Source organism: Paracrocinitomix mangrovi (assembly GCF_019740355.2).
Classification (GTDB): domain Bacteria; phylum Bacteroidota; class Bacteroidia; order Flavobacteriales_D; family Crocinitomicaceae; genus Paracrocinitomix; species Paracrocinitomix mangrovi.
In genome coordinates this window covers 4,132,105-4,145,457 of record NZ_CP091819.1, presented here as the reverse complement: position 1 = coordinate 4,145,457, position 13,353 = coordinate 4,132,105, and the positions used below count along the sequence as shown (strand labels likewise).

At 34.3% G+C, this 13,353-nt stretch carries 20 protein-coding genes; 12 read left to right on the top strand and 8 right to left on the bottom strand.

Translation table 11 applies throughout. The features are described 5' to 3' along the window. The first annotated feature begins 40 nt into the window (after window positions 1-40). From rpmB to K6119_RS18455, 6 genes are all read left to right on the top strand, one after another. Window positions 41-277, top strand: a complete 237-nt coding sequence (gene rpmB / locus K6119_RS18480) for a 50S ribosomal protein L28 (RefSeq protein WP_221834799.1) — start codon at window positions 41-43, stop codon at window positions 275-277. 12 nt (window positions 278-289) lie between these two features. Beyond that, window positions 290-472, top strand: a complete 183-nt coding sequence (rpmG, locus tag K6119_RS18475; protein ID WP_221834800.1) for a 50S ribosomal protein L33 — start codon at window positions 290-292, stop codon at window positions 470-472. Window positions 473-517: 45 nt separating this feature from the next. Continuing rightward, window positions 518-673, top strand: coding sequence for a DUF4295 domain-containing protein (locus K6119_RS18470; protein ID WP_221834801.1), 156 nt, complete (start codon window positions 518-520; stop codon window positions 671-673). 68 nt (window positions 674-741) lie between these two features. Further along, on the top strand, window positions 742-1,698 hold the full coding sequence (ftsY, locus tag K6119_RS18465; protein WP_221834802.1) for a signal recognition particle-docking protein FtsY: 957 nt from the start codon (window positions 742-744) through the stop codon (window positions 1,696-1,698). 1 nt (window position 1,699) lies between these two features. Continuing rightward, window positions 1,700-3,016 (top strand): 30S ribosomal protein S12 methylthiotransferase RimO, encoded by a 1,317-nt coding sequence (rimO, locus tag K6119_RS18460; protein ID WP_221834803.1) that lies wholly within the window; start codon window positions 1,700-1,702, stop codon window positions 3,014-3,016. 40 nt (window positions 3,017-3,056) lie between these two features. Then, window positions 3,057-3,650, top strand: a complete 594-nt coding sequence (locus tag K6119_RS18455) for a hypothetical protein (protein ID WP_221834804.1) — start codon at window positions 3,057-3,059, stop codon at window positions 3,648-3,650. Here the strand turns inward: K6119_RS18455 and K6119_RS18450 are convergent, their stop codons facing one another. The 4 genes from K6119_RS18450 to K6119_RS18435 form a co-directional block, all read right to left on the bottom strand. Then, window positions 3,651-4,565: an alpha/beta fold hydrolase gene (locus K6119_RS18450; RefSeq protein ID WP_221834805.1), complete on the bottom strand. Its 915-nt coding sequence runs from the start codon at window positions 4,563-4,565 to the stop codon at window positions 3,651-3,653. Next, window positions 4,565-5,098, bottom strand: a complete 534-nt coding sequence (locus K6119_RS18445; RefSeq protein WP_221834806.1) for a hypothetical protein — start codon at window positions 5,096-5,098, stop codon at window positions 4,565-4,567. The genes K6119_RS18450 and K6119_RS18445 overlap by 1 nt, the downstream gene beginning before the upstream one ends. Window positions 5,099-5,120: 22 nt before the next feature. Next, window positions 5,121-5,855, bottom strand: a complete 735-nt coding sequence (locus K6119_RS18440; protein ID WP_221834807.1) for a hypothetical protein — start codon at window positions 5,853-5,855, stop codon at window positions 5,121-5,123. Between the two features lie 71 nt (window positions 5,856-5,926). Further along, window positions 5,927-6,433, bottom strand: coding sequence for a DUF4442 domain-containing protein (locus K6119_RS18435; protein ID WP_221834808.1), 507 nt, complete (start codon window positions 6,431-6,433; stop codon window positions 5,927-5,929). A gap of 167 nt (window positions 6,434-6,600) precedes the next feature. Between K6119_RS18435 and K6119_RS18430 the strand changes: the two genes are divergently transcribed. From K6119_RS18430 to K6119_RS18415, 4 genes are all read left to right on the top strand, one after another. Further along, complete coding sequence (locus K6119_RS18430) at window positions 6,601-8,736, top strand: S46 family peptidase (RefSeq protein WP_221834809.1); 2,136 nt, start codon at window positions 6,601-6,603, stop codon at window positions 8,734-8,736. Window positions 8,737-8,757: 21 nt separating this feature from the next. Then, complete coding sequence (locus K6119_RS18425) at window positions 8,758-9,069, top strand: PKD domain-containing protein (protein ID WP_221834810.1); 312 nt, start codon at window positions 8,758-8,760, stop codon at window positions 9,067-9,069. Between the two features lie 12 nt (window positions 9,070-9,081). Continuing rightward, a complete protein-coding gene (locus tag K6119_RS18420) occupies window positions 9,082-9,462 on the top strand; it encodes a four helix bundle protein (RefSeq protein WP_221834811.1) in 381 nt (126 codons plus the stop codon). A gap of 73 nt (window positions 9,463-9,535) precedes the next feature. Beyond that, a complete protein-coding gene (locus K6119_RS18415; RefSeq protein ID WP_221834812.1) occupies window positions 9,536-10,078 on the top strand; it encodes a thioredoxin family protein in 543 nt (180 codons plus the stop codon). Here the strand turns inward: K6119_RS18415 and K6119_RS18410 are convergent. From K6119_RS18410 to K6119_RS18400, 3 genes are all read right to left on the bottom strand, one after another. After that, the gene (locus K6119_RS18410) at window positions 10,071-10,361 is read right to left on the bottom strand and encodes a hypothetical protein (protein WP_221834813.1); all 291 of its coding nucleotides are present in this window, start codon (window positions 10,359-10,361) and stop codon (window positions 10,071-10,073) included. The genes K6119_RS18415 and K6119_RS18410 overlap by 8 nt on opposite strands. Beyond that, the gene (locus K6119_RS18405; RefSeq protein ID WP_221834814.1) at window positions 10,358-10,894 is read right to left on the bottom strand and encodes an RNA polymerase sigma factor; all 537 of its coding nucleotides are present in this window, start codon (window positions 10,892-10,894) and stop codon (window positions 10,358-10,360) included. The genes K6119_RS18410 and K6119_RS18405 overlap by 4 nt, the downstream gene beginning before the upstream one ends. Before the next feature lie 156 nt (window positions 10,895-11,050). Continuing rightward, window positions 11,051-11,548: an NUDIX hydrolase gene (locus tag K6119_RS18400; protein WP_221834815.1), complete on the bottom strand. Its 498-nt coding sequence runs from the start codon at window positions 11,546-11,548 to the stop codon at window positions 11,051-11,053. A gap of 8 nt (window positions 11,549-11,556) precedes the next feature. On the opposite strand from K6119_RS18400, the gene pyrE reads away from it, so the two are divergent. Both pyrE and K6119_RS18390 read left to right on the top strand, forming a co-directional pair. Further along, the gene (pyrE, locus tag K6119_RS18395; RefSeq protein ID WP_221834816.1) at window positions 11,557-12,198 is read left to right on the top strand and encodes an orotate phosphoribosyltransferase; all 642 of its coding nucleotides are present in this window, start codon (window positions 11,557-11,559) and stop codon (window positions 12,196-12,198) included. Continuing rightward, a complete protein-coding gene (locus K6119_RS18390) occupies window positions 12,198-12,605 on the top strand; it encodes a hypothetical protein (protein ID WP_221834817.1) in 408 nt (135 codons plus the stop codon). The genes pyrE and K6119_RS18390 overlap by 1 nt, the downstream gene beginning before the upstream one ends. Here K6119_RS18390 and K6119_RS18385 read toward each other — a convergent pair. Beyond that, window positions 12,599-13,339, bottom strand: a complete 741-nt coding sequence (locus K6119_RS18385; protein ID WP_221834818.1) for a biotin--[acetyl-CoA-carboxylase] ligase — start codon at window positions 13,337-13,339, stop codon at window positions 12,599-12,601. The two genes, K6119_RS18390 and K6119_RS18385, sit on opposite strands and share 7 nt — an antisense overlap. Between the last annotated feature and the right edge of the window lie 14 nt (window positions 13,340-13,353).

Genomic DNA, 13,353 nt, shown 5'->3' with positions numbered 1-13,353 from the left:
GACTGCTATTCAGAATGGAAAACTGATTAAACATAGAGAAATGGCGAGAGTTTGTCAATTAACAGGAAAGAGAGTAATGAGCGGGAACAATGTTTCTCACGCTATGAATAAAACTAAAAGAAAGTTTTATCCAAACCTTATTACTAAGAAGTTTTATCTTCCAGAAGAGGATAAGCATATTACTTTGAAAATTTCAGCTTCTGCTTTAAGAACTGTTAATAAGAAGGGTATTACAGCTTGCATTAAAGAAGCAAGAGAAAAAGGATATTTAAAATAGTAGTTTAGAGATATGGCTAAGAAAGGAAATAGAATCCAGGTTATTCTTGAGTGCACTGAGCACAAAGAAAGTGGTATGCCTGGAACTTCAAGATACGTGACTACGAAAAATCGTAAAAACACTCCTGATAGATTAGAGTTGAAAAAATTCAATCCAATCTTAAAGAGATACACGATTCACAAAGAAATTAAGTAAGAACCAAGACGCTAGATTAATCTAAAGTCTTAAATCTAAGAAGACATGGCAAAGAAGACAGTAGCAACTTTACAAACCGGTGGTGGAAAAGAGCACACAAAGTGCATCAAAATGGTGAAGAACGAGAAAACTGGTTCATATACCTTCAAACAAGAGGTCGTACACAATGACCTTGTGAAGGAATGGTTCGAAAAAAAATAATCGCCTAAACAATATTGTTAATGCAAGCTTCTTCCTAAATTGGGAGAAGCTTTTTTTGCTTAAATCCTATGGGAATTTTTAACAAGATATTTTCAAAAGATAAAAAGGAGAAGCTAGATTCAGGTCTTGAAAAAACTAAAGAAAGCTTTTTATCCAAAGTTGCCCGTACAGTTGTTGGAAAATCGACAGTTGACGCAGAGGTACTTGACGATCTAGAAGAAGTATTGATCACATCAGATGTTGGTGTTGAAACGACATTAAAAATTATCGAGCGAATTGAAGAACGCGTTTCTAGAGATAAATATGTTGGTACAGAAGAACTCAACAATATTTTAAAAGAAGAAATTGCCGGACTATTAACCGAGAACAATACATCTGACCTTGTAGAATTTACCGTTCCAAAAGTAGAGGAAGGACCATATGTAATTATGGTGGTTGGTGTAAATGGTGTTGGAAAAACGACCACAATTGGTAAACTTTCTAATCAATTCAAAAAGATGGGAAAATCTGTTGTTTTAGGAGCAGCAGATACATTTAGAGCAGCAGCAGTTGATCAGTTAATTATCTGGTCAGAAAGAGTTGGGGTTCCGATTGTACAACAAGGAATGGGAGCTGATCCTGCTTCTGTAGCTTTTGATACTTTACAATCTGCAAAAGCGCAAAATGCGGATGTGGCTATAATCGATACGGCTGGTCGTTTACACAACAAGGTAAACTTAATGAATGAGCTTTCTAAAATCAAAAAAGTAATGGACAAAGTGGTTCCTAACGCTCCTCATGAAATTCTTTTAGTTCTTGACGGTTCTACAGGTCAAAATGCTTTTGAACAGGCAAAACAATTCTCAGCAGCAACAGAAATAAACGCTTTAGCCATTACAAAATTAGATGGTACTGCCAAAGGTGGAGTTGTTATCGGAATTTCAGATCAAATGAAGATTCCGGTTAAATACATTGGTGTAGGTGAAGGAATTGATGACTTACAGGTTTTCAATAAAACTGAGTTCGTAGACTCTTTGTTCAACTAATATGAAAACCAAAACGCTTAAAAAAAACAAAGTCAATGTGGTGACTTTGGGATGTTCTAAAAATCTCTTTGATTCAGAGGTGATGATGGCGCAATTAAAAGCCAATAAATTTGAAGTAGAACACGAAGCACAACAAGATGATTCAGAAATTGTAATCATCAATACTTGTGGTTTTATTGATAATGCCAAACAAGAATCTATAGATACTATCCTTAGATATGCAGATGCAAAAGCTGAAGGTTTAGTAGACAAAATCTACGTTACGGGTTGTTTATCTGAACGCTATAAGGATGATTTGAAAAATGAAATCCCTGAAGTTGACGGATATTTCGGAACCAGAGATTTACCAAGGTTATTAAAGACTTTAAAAGCAGATTATAAAAAGGAATTGATTGGAGAAAGATTGTTGACAACTCCATCTCATTACGCTTACTTTAAAATTGCAGAAGGTTGTGATAGACCTTGTTCTTTTTGTGCTATTCCTTTGATGAGAGGTAAGCACGTCTCTACTCCTATTGATCAATTGGTGGAGAATGCTAAATCTTTAGCTGGACAAGGAGTTAAAGAATTGATGTTGATCGCTCAAGATTTGACGTATTATGGTTTAGATATCTATAAAAAAAGAAATCTGGCTGAGCTTTTAGACAAACTAGCTGATGTCAACGGCATTGATTGGATTAGATTACATTACGCATTCCCTTCAGGCTTTCCAATGGATATTCTGGATGTAATGAATGAAAGAGAGAATGTATGCAATTATTTAGATATGCCTTTACAACATGGTTCAACTAATATGTTGAAAGCTATGAAAAGAGGTATTACTAGAGAAAAAACAGAAGATCTTATTGCGCAAATAAGAGATAAAGTTCCAGGAATTGCTTTAAGAACTACTTTGATTTCAGGATTTCCTGGTGAAACTGAGGTAGACTTTCAAGAGATGTATGATTGGGTAGAAAAAAGCCGTTTTGAAAGATTGGGAATCTTTACCTATTCGCATGAAGAAAACACTTCTGCTTACGCATTGGAAGATGACGTTCCTGCTGAAGTGAAACAACAAAGAGCAGATGATATCATGGAATTACAGGCTGGTATTTCCTATGAATTGAATCAAGACAGAATTGGAAAAACCTATAAGGTGTTGTTTGATAAAGCTGAAGGAGAATACTTTATTGGAAGAACAGAATTTGATTCACCTGAGGTGGATAATGAAGTTTTGGTTAAGATAACAGAAGAAAATCATTTAAGAATTGGTGATTTTGCCAATGTCAAGATTACTTCTGCTGATCACTATGATTTGTATGGTGAAGTTGTGAAATAGACATTTGCTATTTGACACGTTTTTCACCATCTTTAATACAATGAAATCGGCAATCATCATTCTACTAATCAGCATTATTAGCTTGAGTTTAAATGCTCAAATGGCTTACAAATTGGTAGAAAAACCTGATGAGGGATCTTGCTTTAATTACGATATAGAAGATGAAAAAGGAAAGCTGATCAAACTTCCCAAACACATCCGAGAATCTTTGCTTTGTCCTTATTCAGTTGGTTTAAATGGTAATTTCTTGACTTACGTTGATGGACTAAAAGTAAAACTTTACAATCTCAAGACTAAAGAGGATCATCAACTATTCACCTTGTATGAAGACATAGATGGATTTTCATTTCCTGCTTGGTCAAAAAGTGGAAAAGAAGTAATGTTTGTAATAATCAATCAGCAAATGAAGCATGATTATAAAAGCATGTGTCGTATTATATATCTCAAGTTGAATGACAATGGTTCAATTGAAAGCAAAAGAAAATTTGATAGAGCTGTGAATTTTGATTGTGGAAGTGTATGTTCTTCAATGCCGGGAACAGATTTTATGTTTGATGAAAAAGGCAATATCAAATTTAAAATCCACTGGAGTCAATCTGAAGACGAAGAAAAATTTGAAACAATTGAATTGTAATTAGCCTTTTACTTTTTCTATTACTTCTCCCAGGTATTGCATAGCAGGTGGATGGCATTCTATTCCATGACCGACATCTTTCAATACCTTAACTTCTTTTAAACTATCACCTAATACTTTCTTGGCTACTTTCAAGTTTTTCTCAACCGGAAATAATCGATCCTTATCCCCCATCAACATGTAAACCGGAACTTTGTTTTTGACAAGATCCTTTACCATAGCCCTGGGTTTCTGAGTTTTATCTTTGTAATACTTCAAAGCCAATTCCTGATATTGTACCAGCAAATCATGAGCTTCATTTGATAGCTGATGATTCGGTGGATAAAACACTCCTTTGTTTAAAAATTTATTGATGTTTTTTCTGGAAGGATTTATAATTGGAAGAATCGAAACTCCCATTACACCCATTGATGCAAATGTAAAACAACCCGAATTCAATAAAATAACGGCTTTAACTTTATCCGGATGGTGAACCGCTAATTTCATACTCACATTCCCACCAAACGAGGCTCCGGCAACAATAGGTTTATCCAAATTTAAGGCATCTATCACCTCTGCGGCCCAATGCCCATAACCATCTCCGTTTATATTTGGCGTATTACCTTCACTCAAATTAGGTTGACCATTGGTTTCCACCATAAACACCCGTAATTCTTGTCCTATATTATCTAAACCTTTATCCAGATCCCAGATCAATGAAGTGGTTCTAAATCCAGGAAAAATAACAACTGTCTCTAAATATGATCTTTCCTTATTTACTGCGAAAACAGTAGTTTTTCCTAATGAAGTTTCAAAGCTAAGTTCGTCATATGATCTGCCATTTAATTCAGATAATTTTTGAACCCAATTCCTAAAAGTTTGGTGATCTTGTTCAGGATTTTTAAAATAACTTTTACGGTGGATTTGTACTTCCATTACTCCTTTACTTTAGAAGCATACCATGTTTTATATTCACTGTCACTCACTTTAACAGATTGTCCACTTGGATCTGGATAAACTGTTGCTCCTACACAAACATGAGCGTTTGGTTTATAATCTATTAACTTAAACAGTGGAACTGCCCATCTCATTCCTTTATCATATCCAAAGGTGTAATTCATGGTAACCGTAAAATCTACTTCCTCATTTATTTCAGAAGTATGATAATTATCCAAACCATTTCCTGCCCACTGCATTTGACTAATACGTTGCGCTTTTGCTTTTACACTAAACTGTTTATCATCCCAATCACATTTGGTAATCTCAGTTGATTTTACTTTCAATAAATAAACAGAAGCAGAATTTCCACAACAATCGCAGAAATCAAATATGTACGGATTCTTACTTAAAAATTTAACTACCGTCTTTGCTTGTTTCTCAGTTAGATTATCCCAAGCATCAGCTTTTGCAATGTTGACAGAGAACAATACTATTACAATCAATAATAAATTTTTAAATGGGTTTTTCATAGGTTTAGTTTAACTGTTTATTTTATTGTTTTTCGTTTTCGTCAGTTACATCCTCATAATCGGTAAATCCATCTTCATCAACATCATTTTCATCTTCTTCATCTTCCTGGTTTTCATACCTCCCAAAATTACTTTGAAAATGGAATGAACTATTCATTTTTGGATTATCCATAGGAGATTGACCGTTCAATATTCTCATCACCACATTGGCTCCTCTCATCAAAATTGAAATCAAGAAGAAAAATGCTATGAATGAGAAAATCCATCCAATAATAGGTGCTTCGTAAATTGAAATAATTGATTGAGTAAACCAGTTATTTAAACCGTTGTTCACCATTCCCGGATACATCAAGCAAATCACAAAATAAATAACAGATCCTATCAATAAAAACTGTTCAACTTTGGGATCAACTTTAGGTACCATTCTTGAAAACATAGGATGTTGAGCAAACTGGTTCATCATATGTCTGTTTTGTAATTTGCCTAAAAGATAAAGCCCCATTACGATTGAACCTATTACAATGTGCATGGTATCTGCTTTTGCTCCTGCATTTCCCATTTCATAAACTGATATAAAATTGGCTGTTACAGAAACCAGTAAAAAATACTTGATGATTCTGAATATATAAGTCAATCCTTCCTGTCCTTGCGATTGAGGAGGTTGAATCAACTTAAGTAAAAACATGATTATCCCCCAAATAAAAGAGAATATTGAAAAATTAATTCCCAGAATAAATATAAATCTTAATACTTCCATAATTGTTAAAAGCTCTATTCAAAGCCTATGCTAAGGTCTACTTTTCTGACAAATTATCGCAATGTCTGACATTACAACTTGGTTTTTACTTTCTCCCAATCTTTTATCTGCCAATTTGTATATCCTGTAGCAATGTGATTTCTATTAGAGTCGTATAAGTTGATCTCACATTTTACAAAAACCTGATCTTCTTGTGAAAGTGGTCCCTTTACATTTTCCTCAATCCACTGATCAGTGCACTCAAACTCTGCTGTAACATTCATTTTAGCTTGATAATGATACTTCATTTCAATGGACTCCATAATCAATCGATACTTCTTCGCTTCTAATTTTGTCAACAATAACAAACCCGAAGCAAATTCAGCAGTCGTCGCTAAGGCACAGGCATGAATTCCTTTTATGTGATTAAGATTTTTCCTTCTGTACGGAATAGTCGTGACAATCTTGTCGTCTTCTAATGACTTTACTTTGATTCTGTGAGGTTTATTAAAAGGGATCATCAATCCTAAACCGAAGTTTAATTTTCTTAATCCACCTGCCGACTTCTTGGCTCCGTCAATGTATTTTTTAAAATCCATCTTTGTATCAATTTCAGATTACCAAGATACATTTTCATCAAAGATTGAGCTCCATTCAAACCCATTCTTTTTGAATTTATACAATTGTTTTAACCGTACATTCCAAACTTCCCTTGTGGCTATAATGAAAGCATTATATTTGTCCTATTGCATTTACAAATTATTCTATGAGAAAGATATTTTCACTCCTAATTTTATTTATCAGTTTCAACTTTTCTGCAATTGCAGTAGAAGGAATGTGGATTCCGTCATTAATTGACATGTTCCATTCTGACATGAAAACGTATGGTTTAAAGTTGACACCGGAACAAATTTATTCTACAAACAATTCAAGTTTAAAGGATGCCATCATTCAATTCAATGGTGGATGTACAGGTGAAATCGTTTCTGATCAAGGATTAATTTTAACGAATCATCACTGTGGTTTGGATGCCATTCAAAAACATTCATCACCTGAAAACGATTTATTGACCAATGGATTTTGGGCAAAAGATCAATCTCAAGAATTAGCATGCCCTTGGCTGAAAGTAACATTTGTTAAAGAGATTAGAGAAGTTACCAAAGAAGTAATGCAAGGTGTTTCAGATAAAATGTCTGATGCAGAGGTAATGAAACAAATTAAAACCAATATTGAAGCTTTAGAAAAAGCCTACTCTACAAAAGGAAATGAAGTAGCTAAAATCAAACCTTTTAGTCAGGGTAATCAATATTTTATGTTGGTTACTGAAGATTATAATGATGTTAGATTGGTTGGTGCTCCGCCAATGTGTATAGGAAAATTTGGAGGAGATACTGATAACTGGGTTTGGCCTAGACATACAGGGGATTTTTCAATGTTTAGAATTTATGCTGGATCAAGCAATGAATCTGTTAAATACAGTGAAAGCAATAAGCCATATAAGCCAAATCACACCTTACCAATTAGTTTAAAACCTAAAAAAGAAGGTGATTTCACAATGGTTTACGGATTTCCTGGTTCAACAGATCAACATTTGACATCTGCTCAGTTAGAATTTTACCAAAATCTTGAACGTCCGGCAAGGATTAATATGAGACAACACAGCTTGGATGCTATGAAACCTGCTATGCAGGCAGATGATAAAATTAGAATCCAATATACTTCAAAACAAGCTAGAATAGCAAATGCCTGGAAAAAATGGATCGGTCAAATTGGTGGCTTAAAAGAATTGAATGCCATTGAAAAGAAAAAAGAATTTGAAGAAAAATACATGGCCAAAGCAGGTGAAAAAACCGAATGGAAAGACAAGTATTATGATGTGGTTGGAGAAATCAACAAGCTACAAAACGAATACGGTAAATATGAGTTCGCTACCTCCATGTTTATAGAATATTTTTATGTTGGGCCTGAAATGTTTCAGCATGTAATGAACTATGAAAACCTGGTATTTAATTACGATAAATTAGCTGAAGAAGGCAAGGCAGAAGCTGAAATTGAAAGAGTATTAAATAGTTCAAAATCATTCCACAAAAACTATAACAAAGGTGTTGACAGACAGATTTTTCATGAGTTAACAGAATTGTATATCAGATATGTTGATAATGATCTTTTACCGCTTGGATTTGCTGATGGCTGGCAAGAAATGGAAGAAGAAATTTATGCCGAATCGCCATTATTAGACGAAGCGCAAGAAGCTGATATCCTAAATAACTTTGGGAAAAAGTGGATCAAGAAATTACAAAAAGATCCGGCTTTGAAATTGGCCATGAGCATAAAAGAAAGTTTTGACAATAAAGTAAGATCAAGCTACAGAACTTTTATGATTAAAAGAGAAAAGTTATTGAGCTTATATGTAGAAGGTATGCTAAGCATGTGGCCTGATAAAAACTGGTGGCCTGATGCAAACTCAACTATGAGAATAGCATATGGTAAAATTGATGGTTCCGCACCTTATGACGGTATGGAGTACATTCACTACACCACTATTGATGGGATCATTCAAAAATACTATACAGGAAACCCTGATTTTGAATTGAACGAGAGATTCATTGATCTTCATAAGAAGAAAGACTACGGAAACTATGCACAAGATGGTGAATTATGGGTTTGTTTCACTGCATCTAATCATACCACAGGAGGTAACTCTGGAAGTCCGGTAATTGATGCTGAAGGGAATTTAATAGGAATCAACTTTGATAGAAGTTGGGAAAGTACAATGAGTGATTTTATGTTTGACGAATCAAGATGCCGTAACATTGTGGTAGATATCCGCTATGTACTTTGGGTGATTGACAAATATGGTGAAGCACCTCATTTAGTAGAAGAGATGAATCTCATCAAATAAATTAGCGTATCTTTCATATTGATGGCTAAGCATGGTTTAGGCATATTATTAATCTTGTTGGCATTTTCTTGCAAAGAAGATCCTCCTGCTCCCCTACCCACTGCAAATTTTTATGTAGATAATAACGGCTGCACATCCGGATGTTGGGTTTACTTTTATAATCAATCATACAGTGCTGTAGCCTGGGATTGGAATTTTGGAAATGGAATTACTTCTGATCTAGAGAATGACTCAATTCATTATCAGAATCCGGGATTTTATGATGTCACGCTTAAAGTTTGGAATGCTGATGGTGTAGAAGATCAAATCACCAAACAGATTCAGATTAATTGATACTTTTACCTCATGTGGTCATCTAAACAAAAAGCTATCATGCAAGCTAAAATTGACGCTAGAAGATACTCTAGAGAGTTAATTAGAGATGTATTTCAAACCACAGAACATTTTCCTCAACAGGATACTGAAATGATAAGATTGAATATGAGACAGCATGCTTTAAATGTCTCTACTCATCTTTCGCATGGATCTACTAAAGGTGATTTTGAAGAGCAAAATGAATACTTTATGGTAGTGATGCAAGAATTGAGAGAAGTATTGAAATATATTACTATTGCCAATCATCTTGGAATGGCCAATAATCAGCAAAAATTGATTGTTAGAACGGCTATTACAAAAGTTATCAATGCCTTAGACGATATTGTACTTCTTCAGCAGAAAGAGGATTAATAATTAATTTCATTTCTCACTGTAAGTCAATTCATCTGTTACCGTCTATTGTTCCCAAACAATTCTTTTTGACATGACAGATTATTACGAAACAGTGCACGAATTGGCACAGAATCATCAAACCACAGGTACTCAAACTGAATCAAACATCAAATACACTCAACTTAGTGCGCAACGCATGAAACGTTGGATGAAAACAGGTGAAATCTTACCTGAATTAAAAGAAGCTATTTCAAAAATCGATCAGCCACAAAATTGGACTTTTATTACAGAATCATGGTGCGGTGATGCTTCGCATGCTATCATGTTCATTGAAAAAATGGCAGATCTAAATCCCAATATTAAATTGAACTGGAAATTAAGAGATGAAAATCTTGATTTAATAGATCAACACCTAACCAATGGAGCAAGATCAATTCCAAAGTTATTTGCACAGGATGTTGAAGGAAACGATTTGTTTGAATGGGGTCCTAGACCAAAACACATTCAAGAAAAATTCAATGAATTAAAAAAGCAAGAAGCTACATTTGACGAAATCCAATTAACTATTCAAAAAATGTACAATGCTGATAAAGGTGTGACAATGCAAAAAGAGATTTTAGCTTTGCTTAAGTAGTTGAATCGTATTTTTCATCTACCATTTCAATCCAACCGTTGTCATCATCCTGATCTTTTTTCTTCCCTTCTTTCTCTTCTGTAGCTAAGATAATTAAGTAGGTTAAAAGCAAAATAATCAGTAATACAAGAAACATTTTTTTGTCCTTGTACAAAGGTTTCTGAGGACGTCTTACCATCTCGTCATATTCATGACGCAGCCTGGAGAAGTCCTTGTACTTCTCAATGGCCTCTTTTGAAGGCATCTTTACGGGTTCACCTCTATTTACCTTATACTTTCTCATTTATTAGCCTCCCAGGTTTCCTTCACCTTCTCTAAAATTCTATATAATCGCATTTTAGCTGTCGCCTCACTAACAGAATAAAAATCAGCAATTTCTTTAAATGAATATTGCATAAAAAACCTGAGTTCAACAATTTCTGCGTGCTCGGGCTTTAAGTTACTCAATACTTTTAACAACTTTTCTTGGTCAGTTTCACTTCCTTCCTCTCCAATACTAATCTCCGTCATCATTGATTTGACGTGTTTATCTTCAACTTCTACAGTCACAATCTTTTTTTGCTCTCTGAAATATAAATTAGTTTCATTTGATGCAATCCTGTACAACCAATACTTCACTCCTATTCCGCGATCCTCAAATTTACCAATATTAAACATGGCCTTCATCATAGCTTTTTGGCAAATATCTCCCGCCGCCGCTTCGTCTTGTACACGTTTAAAGATGAAATAGAACAAAGGTTCAAAGTATCTTTCATACAATCCACCAAAAGCATCAGGATTCTCTTTGGCTACAGCCACGAGCTCCTTATCGGTCATATTTTTCCACTTTCTCTGGTCCAAGTTGTAGGTTTTCTACTTCAGTAATTCAGTAGTACAATAAAAGTAACAAAATAGAATATAGATTGTAGATATTAGATGTTAGATTCTAGTCAATAGCTTACTTTACTCTCGTATCTTGATTCTTGGCTCTAATTAAATTTTCTCTAGACGTTCAACGGCTTTCAAAACTTCTTCAATAGATCCAAACGTATTTGTTCTGATTAACTCAAACTCACTTTTCTTAAAAAATCTAACTGCAGTTATCCCCTCTTCTAACTGCGGAACAACATCAACTTTTTTACCGCGTTCCTGCATCAGGTACCAGTAAGTTTTTTTTATCGCCTTATTTCCTTTTCTGGTATAATATGTATGCCAGGTATTCACTAAATGAGCGGTTATCTCCAGATTCTGAACACCACACTCCTCTTCTACTTCTCTGGTTGCACAACGTTTGATACTTTCTCCTTCATCTCGTTTACCTTTTGGGATATCCCATTTGCCATGTCTTTTTATAAACATGTATTGGTCTCCCCTTACAACCAAACCTCCCGCAGCTTCAATAAATTTGTGGTCACTGAAGGTTTTCAACAATGCTTCTTCACTGTCTAGTGAATAATTTTTCGGACTGTTATCAATAAAAACTTTATACATTTGCCGCCATGATTTTGAACAAGGATAAAGCGTTAAAAATAGCTGATTTTTTATTACAGATCAAAGCTGTAAAACTACAACCCTCAGAACCATTTACTTGGGCAAGTGGAATGAAATCTCCTATCTATTGTGATAATAGAAAAACGCTTTCTTTTCCTCAAATTAGAACTGCTATTCGTCAAACATTTGCCGAACAAATCACTGAACACTTCTCTAATATTGAAGTAATTGCAGGAGTTGCCACAGGTGGAATTGCAATTGGCGCTTTGGTAGCAGAAGAATTGGGATTACCTTTCATTTATGTAAGATCTTCAGCAAAAGCGCATGGCTTAGGAAATCAAATTGAAGGGGAATATCAAGAAGGTCAAAGAGTTGTGGTAATAGAAGATTTAATTTCAACTGGCGGTAGTAGCTTAAAAGCTGTTGAAGCCTTGAGAGATGGAGGGATTAACGTACTTGGTTTAGCGGCTATATTTACTTATGGATTTGAAATTGCTGACAAAAATTTTGCTGCAGCTAATTGTGAATACATAACTTTGTCAGACTACGATCACTTGTTGGAGCAGGCAGATAAAGCAAATTACATCCCTTCCAACGAAATTGACTCACTTAAAAAGTGGAAAGTTGATCCTGAAAATTGGAATAAATAATGGCAAATACAGTCATCAATAGCGAGAAAAAAGTAATTAGTGCTTCTCCAAAAGAAGTGTTTGATTATTTATGTGATTTTAACAACATCATTGATTTACTTCCTGCAGACAAAATCTCAGATTGGAGATCAACTAATGATGATTGCTCATTCAAAGTACAAAATGCGGCAATTATTCCTTTGATTAAAAAAAGTGTAGAAGAACCTACTACAATCAATATTGAATCTGGAGATAAAGCTCCTTTTCCTTTTACTTTGGTAATCCATTTGAAAGAAACAGATGGCAACACTCAAGGAGAATTAGTATTTGAAGGAGAAATTAATGCCTTCTTGAAAATGATGGTAGTTAAGCCTTTGACAAATCTTTTTAATTACATGGCTGACAAACTTCAAGAGAAGTTTCAATAAACATATTTCAATTCCTGAATATCGTATTCTCTTTTTTCAGATGCCGTCTGAATTAATAACAATCCATTTTCACTGATTCCTACAATTTTACCATTAAAAATACCATTTGCATCTTCAAATTTTGCTTCGGCATCCAATAAGTACAAAAATTGGTAATAATGCTTCTTCAACAAACTCCAGTTTTGTTCCATCAACAAATTCAAATAAAAATCTAAATACCCGTACAAATGATCAAAAACATCCATTACTTCAACTTTCTGTTTTTTTTCTAATTGAATTGAAGTTGCATTAATTCCTTCTGCAAAATCAAGTTGATTAATATTCAATCCAATTCCAATTACGGATGTATTAACCATTTGTCCGGCCAATTGATTTTCAATTAGAATTCCACAAATCTTTTTGTCATTCACCAAAATATCGTTCGGCCATTTAATTTTTGCTTGAATTGACAAATCTTCCAAGGTCTTTCTTACAGCCAATGAAACAGCAATATTTAAGTAAAAAGCTTTATCAATTTTAATAGATGGAAAAAAAATTATTGAGCACGTCAAATTTTTTCCTGCTTCAGCCGTCCATACATTTGAACGTTGACCACGACCGCCATGCTGATTTTTAGCAATGACAACAGTTCCGCTAGCAACTTTTGTTGTCTTGAACAATTTTGAAGCATAGCTGTTTGTGGAATCAACAGCGTCTAGATGTATTAGAATACGTTCTAATCTTTTGTAGACCATAAAAACAAATGTAA